We start from the raw sequence: 19,280 nt of genomic DNA, 5'->3' as shown, positions 1-19,280 counted from the left end.
CTTCGCGGGTCAGCCGCGGGTCATCGTGCCGGTGGCGTTCTGGCCGTTGTTGGACCACACGCCCTTGAGCTTGTTGCCCTTGCGCTTGACCTTGAGCTCGACGGTCGGGGTGCAGACGAGACCCGGCTGCAGCGACTTGGTGAGCATCTCGGTGAACTTGAAGTAGCCACCGGACTTGCCCTTGAACTTCAGGGTGCCGGCGCAGAACCCCTTGTGGGTGACGGTGCCCTTGTACTTGTTGCCCCTCTTCTTGATCTTGAGAATGACGCCGGAGTCCTGGTTGTTGCTCCCGGTGACGTCGAACTTGCCGGTCCACGTGCCGGTGATCCTCGCGGCCTGCTGGGCCTGTGCCTGGGCCTCGGCGGGCGCCGCGTCGGCGGCGGCGACGGGCGCCGCCAGGGCGAGTGTGGTGACTGCTGAGACGAGCAGTGTGCGGAACATGAGTTTCCCCCTCGGGTCGGGTGGCGCGTGTGCGCCGGTGGCTCCTACCCATTCAGTCGTCGGGGGAAACCGCGTGCGGCCGATCAGTGTGGCCGGTAACGTCCGCGACTTGTGAGCCGAATCGTCGAAGTCCTTCTTCCGGGTCGGCTGGGCATCGGCTTCCGGTGGCTGGTGGCGAGTTCGTGGGTCTCCAACATCGGCGACGGCATCGCCATGGCGGCCGCACCGCTGCTGGTCGCGTCCCAGACGCGCTCGCCGGTGCTGGTGGCGGCCGCCGTCTTGTTGCAGCGACTGCCCTGGCTGCTGTTCGGTCTGTACGCCGGGGCGCTGGCAGACCGGCTCGACCGGCGCAGGGTCGTCATCGTGGCCGACGCGCTACGCGCCGTACTGCTGGTGGGGCTGTGCTTCGTGATCGCCACGGGCGCGGTCAACATCGCCATCGTGCTGGTGGCGGTCTTCCTCTACGGAACCGCGGAGGTCTTCGCCGACACCACGAGCAGCACGCTCACGCCGATGCTGGTCGACAGGGCCGACCTGGGCATCGCGAACGTCCGCCTCCAGGCCGGCTTCCTGACCGCCAACCAGCTCGTCGGGCCTCCCGTCGGCGCGTTCCTGTTCGCGGCCGGCATGGTGCTGCCGTTCCTCGTGCAGGTCGTCTGCGCGGCGACCGCGGTCGTGCTCGTCTCCCGGATCTCCACGCCGCCCGGAGCCGTGCGCGACGTGGGGGAGACGCACGTACGACGCGATATCGCCGATGGGGTCCGTTGGCTGCTGTCGAACCGCCCCATCCGCACCCTCGCGCTCGTCATCGTCACGTTCAACATCACCTGGGCTGCCGCGTGGTCGGTGCTGGTGCTGTGGTCGCTCGACCGGCTGCAGATGGGGGAGGTCGGCTTCGGCCTGCTCACCACGGCCGCGGCCGCCGGCGGCATCGTGGGGACCGCGAGCTATGGCTGGCTGGAGCGTCGGGTGCCGCTCGCGGCGCTGATGCGCGCGTGCCTGCTGCTGGAGGTCGTCACCCACCTCTCGCTGGCGCTCGCGCAGACCGCCTGGCAGGCCTACGTGACCATGTTCGTCTTCGGCGCCTACGCATTCGTCTGGGGCACCCTGTCCAATGCGGTCCGGCAGCGCGCCGTGCCGACGCAGTTCCAGGGGCGGGTGGGCTCGGTCTACCTGATGTGTGTGATGGCGGGCATGGTCGCGGGTACGGCGCTGGGCGGCGTGATCGCCGACGTCTGGGGGCTGACCGGGCCGTTCTGGTTCGCGTTCGTGGGCTCTGGGTTGACGCTCGCGCTGGTGTGGCGCCAGCTCAACCACATCGCGCACGCCGACGAGGTCGTCTCAGCCGCCTGACGACCTACGGCGCAGCCGGTCGCGGACGTACGCCGCGGTGACGACGACGCCGGCACGCCACCGGGTCGGACCGGTGAGCTGCCGGACGCGTCGTCGCGCGCGGTCGCGCTGGCGAGTGGTCTTCGCCAGCCGGCGCTCGAGCCGGGTGATGCGGGCCGTGGCCTCGCTGAGTGCCTGGTCAGGTCCAGCGGGAAGCTCCTCGGCGGTGAGCGAGTCGAGGGCTTCGTCGTGCAACCGCTCGCGCTCGGCGGCGGTCGACGCGGTGTCGGTGCCGCGGGGGAGGCGCGTCAGAAGCGCGTAGTACTCCAGCTCGTCGCGCCGGGTGGGGACGACCCGCTCCACGGCGAAGTCGACGAGTCCCAGGCGGCCCAGGTCGTCGACGAACGCCACGAACTCCGCGGGCGTGAACAGCCATACGTGGCTGTCGACGTAGTCGCCCTCGCGGGCGCGGCGGGTGAAGTCGACGGCCGCGTCGAGGGTGTGGATGCGAGCCTCGGGGCCGGGGACGTGACCGGCCCACGCGTCGGCCGGGGTGAGCGTGACGACCTGGTGGAAGTAGTCGAAGACAGCTCGCGTCTGTGGCCTCCGGTCGCCGCGGTCATGCGCCTCGAGGGCCTGGCCGACGGTCGTGGGCGGGCGGTGCACGTCGAAGCTGTAGCGGCGATCGGGGATGGCGAGCACGAGCGTGCCGCCGTCGGTGGTGACGGCGGCGATCTGCTGCAACCAGGCGATCACGTCGGGAATGTGCTCGACGACGTGGCTGGCCACGACCCAGTCGAACGGCGCCCCGCCCGTGCACGCCTCGTCGATGGTGACGATGCCGTCGGGCTGGGTGAGCCAGAAGTCGAGCTCGGGGATGGCATCGGTGTCGACGCCCGGGTCCTCGAGGTAGTGCGCGACCAGCCCGGCGCGGTCGGTGATGTCGACGTAGCTGACGTCGGCAGCCGGGCGTACGGCGATCGGCTTGGCCAGCGGCCCGATCTCGAGGCCGTGACCGGTGCCGAAGTCGAAGAACTCGGCGAACCGGGCGCGACGTGCCTCGTCCTCTGCGGTCACTGCATCTCGGGTGGCATCGAGCGGGCGGCGTACCCCTGCCAGTTGGACTCGAGCGCCTCGAGCAACTGGGTCACCATCAACGGCGACAGGTTGACGCGCGCCACGACCTGCCCTTGGTGGCTCCCGTCCTCGCGCTGATGGGCGTAGTCCATGCGGGCGAAGTCGATGGTGAACTCATAGGGACTGTGCGACACGGACGCGAAGTTGGCCCACACCCCGCCGACCTGGTCGTCGGGGACGTTGATCTGGAAGTTCTGAGGCTGGTTGGCGGCCTGGTCGTTGTCGTCGTCGGACATGGCGCAGAGGCTACCGGCGGGCTCGATACACCCGGGGTCTCGATACACCGGGGTCTCGATACACCTCGCTCGTTCCTCGCGAGGCACTCGACCACCGAAGGGTGGGGTGAGGCACTCGGCCACCGATCTCTCGTTGGTCGCGTAGCGCGCGCCGGCGAGCGTGTCGAGACCCGCCGCCGACGGTGCTCGCGAGCGCGTCGCCGCCGAGTAGGCTGAGCCGCGCTGAGCTTCCCCCGCCGGATGTCTGAGAGACTGCCGCGTTCAGTGGACGAGCCGTGCCCCCGGAGGAGCTACGCGTGTACCTGAAGAGCCTGACCCTCAAGGGGTTCAAGTCCTTCGCCTCATCGACGACGCTCCAGCTCGAGCCGGGCATCACGTGCATCGTCGGGCCCAACGGCTCCGGCAAGTCCAACGTGGTCGACGCGCTGGCCTGGGTGATGGGTGAGCAGGGCGCCAAGTCGCTGCGCGGCGGCAAGATGGAGGACGTCATCTTCGCCGGCACCTCCGGCCGCCCGCCGCTGGGCCGCGCCGAGGTGATGCTGACGATCGACAACTCCGACGGCGCGCTGCCCATCGAGTACGCCGAGGTGACGATCAGCCGGACGATGTTCCGCAACGGCGGCTCCGAGTACGCCATCAACTCCCAGACCTGCCGGCTCCTCGACGTACAGGAGCTGCTGTCCGACTCCGGCATCGGCCGCGAGATGCACGTGATCGTCGGCCAGGGCCAGCTCGACCAGATCCTGCACGCCACTCCCGAGGACCGCCGCGGCTTCATCGAGGAGGCGGCCGGTGTCCTCAAGCACCGCAAGCGCAAGGAGAAGGCGCTCCGCAAGCTCGACTCCACCGAGGGCAACCTCACCCGGCTCACCGACCTGCTCTCCGAGATCCGTCGTCAGCTCAAGCCGCTCGGCCGGCAGGCAGAGGTAGCCCGCCGGGCCGTCGCCGTACAGGCCGACGTGCGCGATGCGCGGGCCCGGCTCGTCGCCGACGACCTCGTCACCGCCCGCAACGCGCTCAACCAGGAGCTCGCCGACGAGTCGATCCTGCTCGAACGGCGCGAGCTGGTCGAGGCCGGCGCCGCCAAGGCGCGGGAGTCGGAGACCCGGCTCGAGGCCGCGCTGCGCGAGGACCTGCCCGCGCTGGCCCAGGCCCAGGAGACGTGGTTCGCCCTCTCGGGGCTCAAGGAGCGACTGCGCGGCACCCAGTCGCTGGCCGCCGAACGCGTCCGCAACGCCGCCGGCACCAGCGACGACGAGCTCGACGAAGGAGGCCGCGACCCCGAGCACCTGGAGGCCCAGGCCGCCAAGGTGCGCGAGCAGGAGCAGCAGATCGGCGCCGAGGTCGAGTCACTGCGCACCGCACTCGAGCACGCCGTCACCGCTCGTCGTACTGCTGAGGACGCCGCAGCCGAGGAGGACCGGCGCATCGCCGGCCTTCAGCGCGCTGCCGCCGACCGCCGTGAGGGGCTGGCCCGTCTGCACGGCCAGGTCAACGCCATCAAGTCGCGCGCCGCGGGCGCCGACGACGAGCTGGGCCGCCTTGGCGCAGCCCGAGAAGAGGCCGTCGCGCGAGCCGACCGGGCGCAGCGCGATTTCACCTCGCTCGAGACCAAGGTGGCCGGCCTCGACGCCGGCGAGGAGGGCCTCGACGCCGAGCACGAAGTGGCCGTCTCCGCCCTCGACGACATCGACGAACGACTCGCCAAGGCCCGCGACGAGGCGGCCCAGGCCGACCGCTCCCGCACCGGGCTGCTGGCCCGCAAGGACGCCCTCGAGCTCGGTCTCAACCGCAAGGACGGCGCGGGCGCCCTGCTCGCCGCGTCCGACTCCGTCTCCGGCCTGATGGGCTCCGTCGCGGCGCTGCTGTCAGTGCGAGCCGGCTACGAGGCGGCCGTCGCCGGCGCTCTCGGCTCTGCGGCCGACGCCGTCGCGTTCACCGGGCCCGACGCGGCCGTCGCCGCCATCGGTCACCTCAAGGGTGACGACCTCGGCCGGGCCGGCATGCTGCTCGGAGGCCCGCCGGCCGCTGAGCGGTCGTGGCCGGAGCTGCCCGGCACCGCGACGTACGCCGTGGACGTGATCGAAGGCCCCACCAGCCTCGACGGTGCGCTCGCACGACTGCTCTTCAAGGTCGCGGTGGTCGACGACCTCGACGCCGCGCGTGCCCTCGTGGCCGACCTGCCCGACGTCACCGCGGTCACCCGCGAGGGCGACCTGATCGGAGCCCACTTCGCCTCGGGCGGCTCGTCGAGCCAACCCAGCCTGATCGAGATCCAGGCCGCCCTCGACGAGGCCTCCGAGCAGCTGGTCGAGGCCACCGCGTCGGCCGAGCGGCTGGGCTTCGACATCTCGCGCTTCGAGTCCGAGCGGCTCGAGGCCCTCAAGCGCACCGACGTCGCGCTGGCCAAGCTGCACGAGTCCGACGCGACCCTGGCCGCCGTGGCCGAGGAGCTCGGTCAGTACCACTCGCTCGCCCGGTCGGCGCGTGGTGAGGCCGAGCGACTCGAGCGCGCCATCGCGACCGCGCAGGAAGCCCGTGAGAAGGACCTGGCCGGCCTGGCCGAGCTCGAGCGCCGGCTGGCTGCTGCCGAGGACGCCACCGACGAGGAGCCCGACGTCGTCGACCGCGAGCGGCTCGTCGACGCTGCCCGGGCCGCCCGGCAGGGAGAGATGGACGCCCGGCTGGGGCTGCGCACCGCCGAGGAGCGCGCCCGCGGCCTGCACGGCCGCGCCGACGCTTTGGTGCGCTCTGCCCAGTCCGAGCGCGAGTCACGCGCCAAGGCTCGTGAACGGCGCGAGCGGATCATCCGCGAGGGTCGCGCCGCGGAGTCCGTGGGCGCTGCCGTGGCCGTCGTACTCGGCAAGCTGGAGCACTCGATCGCGCTCGCCTCCGAGGCGCGTGGTGACATCGAGCGGGCCAGGTACGCCCGCGAGCAGGAGCTGCTCACGGTTCGCGCGACGCTGCGCGACCTGGGCCGCGAGCACGACGAGCTGGTCAACTCCGTCCACCGCGACGAGATGGCCCGCACCCAGCAGAAGATGCGCATCGAGCAGCTCGAGGAGCGGGCGCTCGAGGAGCTCGGGATGGACCCCGAGGGCCTGGTCACCGACTACGGCCCCGAGACGCTGGTGCCGTTCGCCGGCGAAGTGGCCGAGGGCGACGAGACGCCCGAGCCCGCGCCGTACGTGCGCGAGGAGCAGCAGAAGCGCCTCCGCACCGCCGAGCGCGCGCTGAGCATGCTGGGCCGGGTCAACCCGCTGGCGCTCGAGGAGTTCTCGGCGATGGAGGAGCGGCACAAGTTCCTCACCGAGCAGCTCGAGGACCTCAAGCAGACCCGCAAGGACCTCCTCGACATCGTCCGCGAGGTCGACAACCGGGTCGAGCAGGTGTTCGCCGAGGCCTACGCCGACGTCGAGCGCGCCTTCGACTCGACCTTTGCGCGGCTCTTCCCCGGTGGTGAGGGCAAGCTGGTGCTCACCGACCCCAGCGACATGCTCAACACCGGCATCGAGGTCGAGGCCCGTCCGGCAGGCAAGAAGGTCAAGCGCCTCTCGCTGCTCTCCGGTGGCGAGCGGTCGCTGGTCGCGGTGGCGTTCCTCGTCGCGCTGTTCAAGGCGCGCCCGTCGCCGTTCTACATCCTCGACGAGGTCGAGGCCGCGCTCGACGACACCAACCTCGGCCGGCTGCTCGAGATCTACGAGGAGCTGCGCGAGAGCTCCCAGCTGATCGTCATCACGCACCAGAAGCGCACGATGGAGGTCGGTGACGCGCTGTACGGCGTCACGATGCGCGGCGACGGCATCTCGGCCGTGATCAGCCAGCGCCTCCGCGACGCCGAGAGCGCGTGATGGGTCCGCGGCCGACACCCACCCGCGCCGACTACGTCGCCTGGCGCACCGTCACCACCCGCTGGCGCGACGACGACGCCTACGGCCACCTCAACAACGCGACCTACTACGAGCTGTTCGACACCGCCGTCAACGCGCACCTCTTCGAGGCCACCGGCACCAACGTGCGCCTGCTCCGCGAGATCGGCGTGGTGGCCGAGACGTCGTGCCGCTACTTCCGCGAGCTCGGCTTCCCCGAGCCGATCGAGACCGGTCTGGTTGTCGACAAGGTCGGCACGTCCTCGGTGATCTACCGCATCGGCCTGTTCCAGGGCGACAGCGACGAGGCGGCCGCCGAGGGCCGCTTCGTGCACGTGTACGTCGACAACGAGAACGCCGAGGGGGAGCGACCGGTCATCGCGCTGCCCGACTCGATCCGCGCGGCCGTCACCCCACTGCTGCGCCCCTGACAGTCGAAGTCACACTCCGGGACGGGCCGGGGATGGCGGTCCGAATGGCCGGATGTGCCACTCTGGAGGAGACGTAGACGCCGACCGCTCGGGAGTGATCGACCGTGATTGCCATCATCCTCATCATGCTGCTCGTCCTTGTGCTCTCCGCCGGCGTGGTCGCCTATGTGGCCTTCCCGCACCGCGGCGAGGACATTCCCGGAGCCCCCTGGCTCGGCGACGCCATGAAGAAGGGCGTCGACAAGCTGCCGACGCTCGACGAGGACCAGCACCACGACCAGTTCCACGTCTGACCGCCCCCGGGGGTGCGCGACGCCCGGCCGGGCGTGGGCGTCTGATTGGATTGCCGCATGGGTGACTGGCTGTTTCTGATCATCGGCATCGCGGTCGTCGGACTGCTGACTGTCGTCGGCCTGCTGACCTCCGGGCGCCGCCGCAAGTCCGGGCCGCCTTCCGCGGGCACGGAGGTCATCGCACCGCCTCCCACGGAGGCCGATGTCGAGTCGCCCGTCGAAGCGCCGGCACCGGTCGACGTACCTGCGCCGGCGCTCGAGAAGCCGGAAGGTACGGCGTCCAGGCTGGTGCGGCTGCGCGAGCGGCTCTCGCGCTCGCAGGGCACCCTTGGCCGCGGTCTGCTCGCGCTGCTGACCCGCGACAAGCTCGACGAGGACACCTGGGAGTCCATCGAGGACACCCTGCTCACCGCCGACATCGGCGTCGCCCCGACCCAGCAGCTGGTCGAGCGGCTGCGCACCCGGCTCCGCGTCGAGGGTGGCAACGCGCCCGACGCCCGCGCCGTACTCCGTGAGGAGCTGCTGATGCTCGTCGACCCGGGCATGGACCGTCGCCTGCAGGTCAGCGGTGCCGAGGGCAAGCCCGGAGTCGTGCTGGTCGTCGGTGTCAACGGCGCCGGCAAGACGACGACCGTCGGCAAGCTCGCCCGGATCCTGGTGGCCGAGGACCGCACCGCCATCCTCGGCGCGGCCGACACGTTCCGCGCCGCCGCGGTAGAGCAGCTGGCGACCTGGGGAGAGCGCGTCGGCGTCGAAGTGGTGCGCGGTCCGGAGGGCACCGACCCCGCCAGCGTCGCGTTCGAGGCCGTGAAGCAGGGCGTCGAGCGGGGTGTCGACACCGTGATCGTCGACACCGCCGGACGCCTCCAGAACAAGGCCGGCCTGATGGACGAGCTCGGCAAGGTCAAGCGGGTCATCGAGAAGCAGGCGCCGGTCACCGAGGTGCTCCTCGTGCTCGACGCGACGACCGGCCAGAACGGCATGATCCAGGCCCGCGTCTTCTCCGAGGTCGTCGACGTCACGGGCATCGTGTTGACGAAGCTCGACGGCTCGGCCAAGGGCGGTATCGTCGTCGCGGTCCAGCGTGAGCTCGGCGTACCCGTCAAGCTCGTCGGCCTCGGGGAGGGGCCGGACGACCTGGCCCCCTTCGACTCCGGCGCGTTCGTCGACGCACTGCTGGGCTGAGCACGAGACGACGCGCGACTGACGGAAGGCAGGGCAGGTGGACCAGGGCGGTGACAACCCCAGCATCGCGCGCCTGCGGCGTGCGGTCGGCCGCGTGCTCGACGGCCGCGCCAACGTCACCGACTCGCCGTCCCGACTCGGCCCCGACGCCACGCGGCTGCTCGAGACGCCGCTGTTCGACGAGGCCTACTACTCCCGCCAGACCGGGGTCGATGGCACCCGCCGCGAGCTGATCCGGCACTACCTGCGGACCCCGGTCGGCTGGCGCGCGTCGCCGCACCCGCTCTTCGACCGCGAGTTCTTTGCAAAGAACTACCGCGCCGACCTCGGGAAGCGCGACGTCTTCCTGGTCTACCTGCGGCGCAAGGCATTCCGCACGCCCACGCACCCGCTCTTCGACACCCGCCGCTACCGCCGCCGCAACCCCGGCGCGGCAACGCATCCGCACGGCCCGATCGGCCATTACCAGGAGGTCGGGGCGGCCGCCGGCATCCCCGCCAACCACTGGCTGGTCGGCCACGAGGGCGAGTTCACGCCGAGCCTGCTCGACTGGCTCTCGGCCCGCCGCGCCGAGTGGGACCTGCGCCGCGCCGGCATCGTCCGAGGTGCCGTGTCGAGGGCCGACCTCCGCCAGGGCGCTGCCGCGCTCGCGGCGTACGACGACGTCGAGATCGCCGCCGGCAGCGACCGGGCGCTGGTGTCGGTGGTCATCACGCCCGGCACCCACCCCGGCCATCTGGTGACGTCGCTGCGCAGCCTGCGCGGTCAGCGGTTCACGTCGTGGCACGCGCTCGTGCTCGATGACGCGGCCCAGCCCGACCTCACGGACCTGCTCGCCGCCGAGCTCCCCGAGGACTCGTGGCAGATCGTGCCGGCGACGGGTCACGGTCCGGTCGACCTCAACCGCGCGGTCGCCGCGGCCAACGGCGTCTGGCTGGCGTTCCTGTCCGCCGGCGACGCCTGGGAGAAGGACCGTCTCCACCTGGCCCTGGCCGTCGCGTTGGCCGAACGCGAGCTCGCCGTCGCAGACGTGATGCGCCGGGTGCGCCGCGACGGGTCGTCGGGCCTGGTCGGCAACGGCCTGCCGCGCGACGACGTGACGGACCGCAGCACCGTCGACCTGGCCCGGCTGGTCGTCGACCGGGCGACCGTGCTCGAGCTCGGCGGCTTCGACGAGTCGCTGCCGGGGGCGTGGGCCTTCGACCTGGTCGCGCGCGTCGCCCGGGTCAGCGGCGTGCGCGCCATCACCGCGCTCGGGGTGACCCGTCACCAGGCCTGGCTGCTGGAGGCGCGGCACCGCCAGGCCGGCGACCGGCCCGCGTTCGACCAGTCGGTCGTCACGTCCTGGGCCGACGTCGTACTCAACCGCTCGCTGATCGACTGGGACTCCCTCGCCGACACCGAGATCACGCCCGGCCTGGTGTCGGTGATCATCCCGACCTACGCCGACTGGTCGATGACGGTCGAGGCCGTCGAGAGCGTCATGCACGCCGCGGTCGTCGGTGAGGTCGAGGTCGAGTGCCTGGTCGTCGACAACGGGTGCGACGGTGAGATCTCGGTCATCCTCGACTCGCTGGCCTGGCGCTTCGACCGAGTGCGGGTGATCCACAACTCCGTCAACCACGGGTTCGCGCTGGGCAACAACCTCGCGCTGCCGCACGCGCGCGGCGAGCACGTGGTGTTCCTCAACAACGACACGACCGTCGACCGGGGCTGGCTCGAGTCGCTGGTGGCCCAGCTGGCCGACCCCGAGGTGCTGGGCGCACAGTCGCTGCTGCTCTACCCGACCGGCGTGATCCAGTCGGCCGGCATCGCGTTCCCGACCACGGGGGGCGTGCCGCACGCGTTCCTGCAGGGCTTCCCGATCGAGGACTCCGCCGGTATCGAGGAGCTCTCCTTCTCCGCGCTGACCGGCGCGGCGCTCGCGATGCGTCGGGCCGACGTCGTCGCCTTGCATGGCTTCGACCCGGTCTTCCGCAACGGCATGGAGGACATCGACCTGTGCCTGCGGCTCAAGGCGCTGCGGCCCGGGCGGTTCGTCGTACTCCCTGAGTCACGGGTGACCCACCACGAGTCACAGACGCCGGGGCGGTACGACGCGTTCGACACCAACCGCGAGCTCTACCTCCAGCGCTGGGGGAGGGATGCGCCGCGCGATGACGCCGCGTTGTGGGCGACCCGCGGGTTCCGCGTCGTCGACCACGCGGTGTCGTTCCGGCACCGCAACCAGCGGCGGCTCGGTGTGCCCGAGCCGGTGCTCATCCGCGACACCTGGCTGCGCGTCGACGAGTCGCCGCCGCGGCTGCGCTGGGCGATCAAGAACCCGGCGCCGTTCGGTCCCGACGCCGAGCGCTGGGGTGACACGCACTTCGCCCGGGCCATGGCGGCTGCGCTGCGCTGGGCCGGGCAGGAGGTCGTCATCGACCACCGGCCCGAGCACGAGCGCTATACCGGCCGGTTCGACGACGTGTCGCTGGTGCTGCGTGGTCTGGCGCCGTACCGGCCGTCGTACGAGCACGTCACGATCGGCTGGGTCATCTCGCACCCGGAGATGCTGTCGACCGGCGAGGCGGTGACCTACGACCGGCTGCTGGCCGCGAGCGAGGCGTGGGCGACGCGACGCTCGCGGGACTGGGGTATCCGGGTCGAGCCGATGCTGCAAGCCACCGACCACACGCTCTTCCACCCCGACCTGGCCGTGCCCGACACCGGGCACCCGGTGCTGTTCGTCGGTGGGTCGCGCAAGGAGTTCCGGCCGATCGTGAAGGCAGCGGTCGAGGTGGGCCTGCCGATCTCGATCTACGGCAGCCAGTGGCGCCAGTTCGTCACCGGCCGGGTCGTCAAGGACGCCTACCTGCCCAACTCCCAGCTCGGCGCGGCCTACCGGTCCGCCGGCGTCGTGCTCAACGACCACTGGGAGGACATGCGGCTCGAGGGCTTCCTCTCCAACCGGCTGTTCGACGCCGCAGCCAGCGGGGCGCGCGTCATCACCGACGACGTCGTCGGGCTCGGATCGACGTTCGGCCGGTCGGTGCAGGTCATGCACTCGTCGGCAGACCTCGTCACGATGAGCTCGACGCCCGACCTCGACGAGATCTTCGGCAGTGACGTGGAGCGGCGTCAGGTCGCTGCGCTGATCCATCGGGAGCACTCGTTCCGCGCCCGCGCTCAGCGGCTCATCGAGATCGCACTCGAAGCGCGTCGCGAACGCGGCTTCGACCGCTGACCCGTACGGAGTCCGTCAGGCGGACGCGCTGTCGGTGTCGACGATCCGTGCCCGGCGCTCTCGCTCGAGGTGGCGGCGCAGCGGGGTGTCACCGAGGTCTGCGGGCGGGTCGGAGAGGTGCTCGGTGTCGAGTACGGCGCGGAGCAGCTCGGGTCGCAGGGCGTCCTTCTGCAGCTGCTCCATGTGGGAGTACAGCCACGGGTCGCGGACGTACCAGCCGCTGGCCTCGCCGAGGCGGATGTCGTCGGGCAGGGGGCTGCGCGCGATGTAGGACTGCTCGAGCGTGCCCTCCTTGAAGCGGCGGTAGTCGGCCATGCCGTGGTGGTTGGGGCTCGGCTTGAGGTCGGGAGAGGCCTCGTAGCCTCGACCGGCGTTGACGACCTTGCGCTCGAACTGGGTCCACGAGCGCCACGGCAGGTGCAGCACCTCCATCGCGAACTCCGGCGGCGGCTGGCCGTTGCTCGGCATCGACGTGACGTGGTTGCCCTGCTGGATGACGATGTCGGACTCACCACGGTGGATCGCGTTGGGCGTCGGCTGGGCGTGGATTCCGATGTCGCGGAGCGCGGCGTCGGTGCGAAGGTCGCGCCACACGAGCCGCTGGATGCCACTGCCAGACCAGCCGGCGGGGCCGATCAGGTTGAAGACCGGCACGGTGAAAGCGTTGAGGTGGAGCGGAGTGCCCGCCAGCGCCTGGCGCACGGTCAGCCGCTTGTCGACCGGGATCAGGAACTCGTCGGCGTCGAGGTTGAGCACCCAGTCGGCACGGTGCTCCGTGCGGGCGCGCCGGGCCATCCTGGTGACGACGTCGCGCTGCTGCTTGCGGTGCTCGAGGTCGTGGAAGAGCTCGATCAGCCCGGTCTCGGCGTACGCCTCGAGCACCTCGGTGGTGCCGTCGAGGCTGTTGTTGTCGGTGACGACGAGCTTGTCGATGCCCTGGGCGAGGTGGTGCTCGACCATCGCGGCGACGATGTCGACCTCGTCTCGCACCATCAAGGTGCCGATGATCCTCATCGTGCGGGCGCTCCTTCGGCTGCTCGTTCCACCAGCGCACCCTAGTTCAATCCGGCGTCAGGGCGGAGTCGACGGTGTCTGCTCCGGCCGGCGCGGAGACCTCCCGCGGGCGCTCTTCCCATGTAACGCGGAGTTAGGGCGACTGGGCGCCAGGTCTGCGGGTATCCCAGTTGTCCTAACTCCGCGTTACATGGATCCGGGCCGCCCAGGACGACGGTTTGTTCACCTGCCCGAAACATGAGTGGCGTACTCGTTGCCTGCCCGCAACATGGGGCGCCGTACGTCGAAACCAACGCCCCGCAGAGTTTCTGCCACTGGGACGAAGCCGGTCCACGACAGCGTCGTCGCTGCCGGACCGTTCCCTCCGTGCGAACGATCACGAGGTTGAGACACATGGATACTGGCGATACCGCGTGGGTGCTCACGTCGGCGGCACTCGTGCTGCTGATGACTCCCGGCCTGGCACTTTTCTACGGCGGCATGGTCCGCTCCAAGAGCGTCCTGAACATGATGATGATGAGTTTCTCGGCGCTCGCAGTCGTGACGGTGCTCTGGGTCCTGTACGGCTACTCGATGGCGTTCGGTGACGACGTCGGCGCCGGCCTCGTCGGCAACCCTGGCGACTACTTCGGTCTCGCGGGCCTGATGAACCCCGACGCCCTGGTCTTCACCGTCCCAAGCCTTGCGTTCGTCGGGTTCCAGGCCGTCTTCGCGATCATCACGGTCGCGCTCATCTCCGGTGCGATCGCCGACCGCGCGCGGTTCGTGCCGTGGCTGGTCTTCTCGGCCGTGTGGGCGACGATCGTGTACTTCCCGGTTGCGCACTGGGTGTTCGCGTTCGACGGCGTGACCGGCGTCGACTTCGCGGGCGGATGGATCGCCAACAAGCTCGCGGTCATCGACTTCGCGGGGGGTACGGCGGTGCACATCAACGCCGGTGCCGCGGCCCTCGCCCTCGCGCTGGTGCTCGGCAAGCGCAAGGGCTTCGGCAAGGAGGCCATGCGGCCGCACAACCTGCCGCTGGTCATGATCGGCGCCGGCCTGCTGTGGTTCGGCTGGTTCGGGTTCAACGCCGGCTCGGCCCTCGGCGCCAACGTCTTCGCCGCCGTGGCCTGGATCAACACCCTCGCCGCGACCGCCGCTGCCGTGATCGGCTGGCTGATCGTGGAGCAGATCCGCGACGGCAAGCCGACATCCCTCGGTGCCGCGTCCGGCATCGTGGCGGGACTGGTGGCCATCACTCCTGCGGCCTCCTCGGTCAACCCGATGGGCGCGCTCGTGCTCGGTGTCGTCGCGGGTGTCCTGTGTGCGCTCGCGGTCGGGCTCAAGTACCGCTTCGGGTACGACGACTCGCTCGATGTCGTGGGCGTGCACCTGGTGGGCGGCCTCTGGGGCACGATCGGCATCGGCTTCCTCGCCACGGCGAACGCGCCGGCGGCTGTCGACGGCCTCTTCTACGGTGGTGGGGTGGACCAGCTCTGGCGTCAGGTGGTCGGTGCGCTCGCCGTACTCACCTTCTCGTTCGTGCTGACGATGGTCATCGGCACCGTGATCTCCAAGACCATCGGCTTCCGCCTCGACGAGGAGCTCGAGGTCGAGGGCATCGACGGAGCCGAGCACGCCGAGTCGGGCTACGACTTCACCAGCAGCGGCGGCGGCGGCCTCGGACTCGCAACGGGCCACCTGGCCGCGTCCACCGGTACCGCTCCCGCCAAGCCCACGAACAAGGAAGGTGCGAACGCATGAAGCTGATCACCGCGGTCATCAAGCCGCACAAGTGGGAAGACGTCCGCGAGGCGCTCGAGACCTTCGGCGTCACCGGCATGACCGTCTCGGAGGTCAGCGGCTACGGCCGGCAGAAGGGCCACACCGAGGTCTACCGCGGCGCGGAGTACGACATCGCGCTGGTGCCGAAGATCCGCATCGAAATCGTGGCCGACGACGCCGACACCGACGACATCCTCGGCATCATCGTCAAGACCGCCCAGACGGGGCGGATCGGCGACGGCAAGGTGTGGGTCAGCCCGGTCGAGACCGTGGTGCGCGTACGCACCGGCGACACGGACCAGGCTGCGATCTAGTCGCCCCAACCCCATGTAACGCGCCGTTACTCCGACTACCGCGCCCACCGGTGGGGTGCGAACAATGAGTAACGGCGCGTTACATGGCGCGCCGGGAGGAGCCTGCTGAGATGACCGCATCGGATCGCGCCCGGCGAACGAACGACGCCGACGCGCTGTGCCTGGCCGCCTACGAGAAGGCGGAGCTGCCTGAGATCGGGGCTGCCCTGGTGGCGGTGGGCGGCTACGGTCGCGGCGAGCTGGCGCCGTACTCGGACCTCGACGTGGTGCTCGTCCACGCCGCCGACCTCGACCCGGGGGAGGGTGCGGCCGAGGTGTGGTATCCGCTCTGGGACGCCGGGGTGCGGCTCGACCACGCCGTACGCACGGAGCAGCAGATGCTCGAGGCGGCCGCCGACGACGTGAAGGTCGCGACCGGGCTGCTCGACGCGCGGCACCTGGCCGGCGACCCCAGCCTCACCCTTCGACTGCGTACGACGATGCTCGCGGCCTGGCGGCGCGACGCCCGGTCCCGGCTGCCGGAGCTGCACGAGATCGTCCGGCAGCGGCACGGGCTGGTCGGCGAGGTGGCGCACGAGTCGGTGCCCGACATCAAGGAAGCCGCCGGCGGGCTGCGTGATGCCACGGTGCTCCGGGCGCTCGTGGCCACCTGGCTGGTCGATGTGCCCCACGTCGCCCTCGAGCGGGCCCGCCAGGAGCTGCTCGACCTGCGCGACCACGTGCACGAGATCTCCGGCCGCGCCACAGACCGGGTCGGTCCCGAGGTGTGGAGTGAGCTGGCTGGGCGGATCGGCGTCGAGGACGCCGCCGCCGCGCAGGTCGCCCTGCGCGAGACCGGCCGCCGGATCGCGCACATCCACCGGCTCACCTGGCGCCGCGTCGACGGCGTGCTCGCCCGGCCCGTGTCGGTGAAGGGGACTCGCCGGCCCGATCTGCAACCGGTGGCCAGGGGCATCGCCCTGTCCTCGGGCGAGGTCGTGCTCGACGGCCGGGTGGCACCCGCCGACGACCCGTTGCTGCTGCTCCGAGCAGCAGCCGAGGCGGCCGAACGCGAGGTCGCGCTCTCCCCGGCCACAGCGTCGCGGCTCGTGCGCGAGTCACCTCCGGTGCCCGAGCCCTGGCCGGCCGAGGCTCGAGACCTGCTCGTGCGCCTGCTGGCGTCGGGCCGCGGCCTCCTCGGCGTGTGGGAGACCCTCGAGGAGACCGGCGCAGTCGACCGGGTGCTGCCCGAGTGGCAGCGCATCCGGCTGCTGCCGCACGCCTCGGCGATCCACCGCTTCACCGTCGACCGGCACGTCGTGGAGACGTGCATCGAGGCGTCCGCGCTGATCCGCACGGTCTCGCGCCCCGACGTTCTCATGGTGGCCGCGCTGCTGCACGACATCGGCAAGGGCGAGTTGACCGAGCACAGCGTGGCCGGTGAGCCGATCGCCCGCAGAGTGGCCGCGCGGATGGGCTTCGACGCGGCGGCCGTCGACCACATCGGCACGCTCGTGCGCTGGCACCTGTTGCTCTCGACTGTTGCCACGACCCGCGACCCCGACGACCCGGCCACCACCGCGCAGATCACCGCGCGCATCACCACGCCCGAGGCCATGTCGCTGCTGCTGGCGCTCACCGAGGCCGACTCCCGCGCCGCGTCGGCCAAGGCCTGGTCGTCGTGGCGCGCAGGCCTGGTCAAGCGGCTCGCCGCGCACGTCGTACGCACGCTCGAGTCGGGGCAGGCGCCCACCGGTGCGGTGCGAGACCCGGTCGACGTCCCCGAGGACGTACGACGCGGCGCGACGTCGATCGCCGTACTCGATGCGGACGACGGGGTGCGGGTGCGGGTGATCGCCCCCGACCGCGTCGGCCTGCTGGCCGACGTGGCGGCGATGCTGGCCCTCCAGCGCACGTCGGTGCGCGGCGCGCGGGCGTGGACCCAAAATGACGTCGCCGTCTCCGAGTGGGACGTCACCGACACCGCGATCGACCCGGCCGTGCTGCGCCAGCGGTTCGACTCGATCGTGTCGGGACGCATCGACCCGGGGGAGCGGCTGCGACCGGCCGGCTCCGCACGTGACGGGGCGGCATTGGCCCCGACGGTCGCCATGCGTTCTGATGCGTCGACGCGGGCCACCGTGCTCGAGGTGCGGGCGGCCGACCGGCCCGGCGTCCTCCACCTCGTGTGCGCTGCGCTGGCCGAGCTCGGCGTCACGGTGGCCTCGGCGCACGTCGACACGGTCGGCCCCCAGGCGGTCGACGTGTTCTACGTGCAGGAGCAGAGCGCCGGGCCGCTGGCCGACCACCGGGCGGCGGCGGCGGCGCACGCCGTACGCGCCGCGCTCACGCCCCTCTGACGCGCCGGTTAGGCTGGGGACTCATCAGCCGGGCCGTCAGGCCGTTCGACCAGCTAGGGATCTTCGTTGTTCGCCACTCTCTCCGACCGGCTTGCCGACACCTTCAAGAACCTGCGCGGCAAGGGACGCCTCTCCGAGGCCGACATCGACGCGACCGCGCGCGAGATCAGGATCGCGCTCCTCGAGGCCGACGTGGCACTGCCCGTGGTCAAGGAGTTCGTGGGCGCTGTCAAGGAACGGGCCCGCGGCGAAGAGGTCAGCGGTGCGCTGAACCCCGGCCAGCAGATCATCAAGATCGTCAATGATGAGCTCGTCTCGATCCTCGGCGGCGAGACGCGGCGGTTGCGCTACGCCAAGACCGGCCCGACCGTCATCCTGCTCGCCGGCCTCCAGGGTGCCGGCAAGACCACGCTCGCGGCCAAGCTCGCGCTGTGGCTCAAGGACCAGGGCAAGACGCCGATGCTCGTGGCGGCCGACCTTCAGCGCCCCAACGCCGTCCAGCAGCTCCAGGTCAACGGCGAGCGCGTCGGGGTGCCGGTGTTCGCCCCCGAGGCCGGCAACGGCGTCGGTGACCCGGTTGCCGTCGCCAAGGCCTCGCTCGAGGAGGCCGCCCGCAAGCTGCACGACGTCGTGATCGTCGACACCGCCGGCCGCCTGGGCGTCGACGCCGAGCTGATGCAGCAGGCCTCCGACATCCATGACGCGGTCAACCCCGACGAGGTCCTCTTCGTCGTCGACGCGATGATCGGCCAGGACGCCGTCAACACGGCGCTGGCGTTCCTCGAGGGCGTGGGGTACGACGGCGTCGTGCTCACCAAGCTCGACGGTGACGCCCGCGGTGGTGCCGCCCTGTCGATCGCGTCGATCACCGGCAAGCCGGTCATGTTCGCCTCCGCCGGCGAGAAGATGACCGACTTCGACCTCTTCCACCCCGACCGGATGGCCTCGCGCATCCTCGACATGGGCGACATGCTCACCCTGATCGAGCAGGCCGAGAAGACGTTCGACCAGGAGGAGTCGTCGAAGGCGGCCGAGAAGCTGCTCGGCGGCGGCGACTTCACCCTCGACGACTTCCTGGCGCAGATGCAGCAGATGCGCAAGCTCGGCTCGATGTCGAAGATCATGGGCATGCTGCCCGGGATGGGGCAGTTCCGCGAGCAGCTCGAGAACTTCGACGAGCGCGAGATCGACCGCATCCAGGCGATGATCTTGTCGATGACACCCGCCGAGCGGGACAACCCGAAGATGATCGACGGCTCGCGTCGCGCCCGCATCGCGAAGGGCTCGGGTGTCCAGGTCTCCGACATCAACCAGATGGTCACCCGGTTCTTCGAGGCCCGGAAGATGATGCAGCAGATGGCGCGCGGGGGCGGGATGCCCGGGATGCCCGGGATGCCTGGCCTCGGTGGCGGCGCCGGCAAGCGCCAGAAGGGCAAGCCGAAGCCCGCGAAGGGTCGCCGTGTCTCCGGCAACCCCGCCAAGGCGGCCCAGGAAGCCAGGGCGGCCTCCGAGAAGCCGGCCGCAGCTGCCGCCAACCCGTTCGGCAACCCCGACGAGGCCGGCGTGGACTACGAGCAGGCCGCGGCCGCCCTCAACCTGCCCAAGGACTTCTCCAAGTTCCTGAAATGATGAGACGCCCGGTCGCCCGCGAGCGGAGCGAGTGGGCGGCGTCGGGCGGCCAGGTCGAGCAAGCCCC

14 protein-coding genes are annotated in these 19,280 nt (G+C 71.0%); 10 read left to right on the top strand and 4 right to left on the bottom strand.

What is annotated here, in order from left to right; genetic code table 11:
• Positions 1-9 precede the first annotated feature (9 nt).
• Entirely contained in the window at positions 10-441 is a 432-nt protein-coding gene (locus H4Q84_RS05340; RefSeq protein ID WP_248582371.1) for a hypothetical protein, read from the bottom strand.
• Between the two features lie 111 nt (positions 442-552).
• Between H4Q84_RS05340 and H4Q84_RS05335 the strand changes: the two genes are divergently transcribed.
• Entirely contained in the window at positions 553-1,794 is a 1,242-nt protein-coding gene (locus tag H4Q84_RS05335; protein WP_248582370.1) for an MFS transporter, read from the top strand.
• Here H4Q84_RS05335 and H4Q84_RS05330 read toward each other — a convergent pair.
• Together H4Q84_RS05330 and H4Q84_RS05325 are read right to left on the bottom strand one after the other, a co-directional pair.
• On the bottom strand, positions 1,783-2,850 hold the full coding sequence (locus tag H4Q84_RS05330; RefSeq protein ID WP_248582369.1) for a methyltransferase domain-containing protein: 1,068 nt from the start codon (positions 2,848-2,850) through the stop codon (positions 1,783-1,785). The genes H4Q84_RS05335 and H4Q84_RS05330 overlap by 12 nt on opposite strands.
• Complete coding sequence (locus H4Q84_RS05325; protein ID WP_248582368.1) at positions 2,847-3,146, bottom strand: DUF3467 domain-containing protein; 300 nt, start codon at positions 3,144-3,146, stop codon at positions 2,847-2,849. Before H4Q84_RS05325 ends, H4Q84_RS05330 begins: the two co-directional genes overlap by 4 nt.
• Positions 3,147-3,442: 296 nt before the next feature.
• Here H4Q84_RS05325 and smc point away from each other — a divergent pair, with 296 nt between their 5' ends.
• The 5 genes from smc (at position 3,443) to H4Q84_RS05300 (ending at position 12,150) form a co-directional block, all read left to right on the top strand.
• A complete protein-coding gene (gene smc / locus H4Q84_RS05320) occupies positions 3,443-6,997 on the top strand; it encodes a chromosome segregation protein SMC (RefSeq protein ID WP_248582367.1) in 3,555 nt (1,184 codons plus the stop codon).
• A complete protein-coding gene (locus tag H4Q84_RS05315; protein WP_248582366.1) occupies positions 6,997-7,446 on the top strand; it encodes a thioesterase family protein in 450 nt (149 codons plus the stop codon). The genes smc and H4Q84_RS05315 overlap by 1 nt, the downstream gene beginning before the upstream one ends.
• Before the next feature lie 125 nt (positions 7,447-7,571).
• Complete coding sequence (locus tag H4Q84_RS05310) at positions 7,572-7,739, top strand: hypothetical protein (protein WP_248582365.1); 168 nt, start codon at positions 7,572-7,574, stop codon at positions 7,737-7,739.
• A gap of 57 nt (positions 7,740-7,796) precedes the next feature.
• Positions 7,797-8,924, top strand: coding sequence for a signal recognition particle-docking protein FtsY (gene ftsY, locus H4Q84_RS05305; protein WP_248582364.1), 1,128 nt, complete (start codon positions 7,797-7,799; stop codon positions 8,922-8,924).
• 37 nt (positions 8,925-8,961) lie between these two features.
• A complete protein-coding gene (locus tag H4Q84_RS05300; protein WP_248582363.1) occupies positions 8,962-12,150 on the top strand; it encodes a glycosyltransferase in 3,189 nt (1,062 codons plus the stop codon).
• 15 nt (positions 12,151-12,165) lie between these two features.
• Here the strand turns inward: H4Q84_RS05300 and H4Q84_RS05295 are convergent, their stop codons facing one another.
• On the bottom strand, positions 12,166-13,164 hold the full coding sequence (locus H4Q84_RS05295) for a glycosyltransferase family 2 protein (RefSeq protein WP_248582362.1): 999 nt from the start codon (positions 13,162-13,164) through the stop codon (positions 12,166-12,168).
• Between the two features lie 393 nt (positions 13,165-13,557).
• On the opposite strand from H4Q84_RS05295, the gene H4Q84_RS05290 reads away from it, so the two are divergent.
• The 4 genes from H4Q84_RS05290 (at position 13,558) to ffh (ending at position 19,213) form a co-directional block, all read left to right on the top strand.
• Positions 13,558-14,910: an ammonium transporter gene (locus tag H4Q84_RS05290; RefSeq protein ID WP_248582361.1), complete on the top strand. Its 1,353-nt coding sequence runs from the start codon at positions 13,558-13,560 to the stop codon at positions 14,908-14,910.
• On the top strand, positions 14,907-15,245 hold the full coding sequence (locus H4Q84_RS05285) for a P-II family nitrogen regulator (protein WP_248582360.1): 339 nt from the start codon (positions 14,907-14,909) through the stop codon (positions 15,243-15,245). Before H4Q84_RS05290 ends, H4Q84_RS05285 begins: the two co-directional genes overlap by 4 nt.
• Positions 15,246-15,355: 110 nt before the next feature.
• Complete coding sequence (locus tag H4Q84_RS05280; protein ID WP_248582359.1) at positions 15,356-17,584, top strand: [protein-PII] uridylyltransferase; 2,229 nt, start codon at positions 15,356-15,358, stop codon at positions 17,582-17,584.
• 66 nt (positions 17,585-17,650) lie between these two features.
• Positions 17,651-19,213, top strand: a complete 1,563-nt coding sequence (ffh, locus tag H4Q84_RS05275; RefSeq protein ID WP_248582358.1) for a signal recognition particle protein — start codon at positions 17,651-17,653, stop codon at positions 19,211-19,213.
• The last annotated feature ends 67 nt before the right edge of the window (positions 19,214-19,280 follow it).

It is taken from the genome of Nocardioides sp. InS609-2 (assembly GCF_023208195.1).
GTDB lineage: Bacteria > Actinomycetota > Actinomycetes > Propionibacteriales > Nocardioidaceae > Nocardioides.
This window is presented reverse-complemented; position numbering and strand designations above follow the sequence as displayed.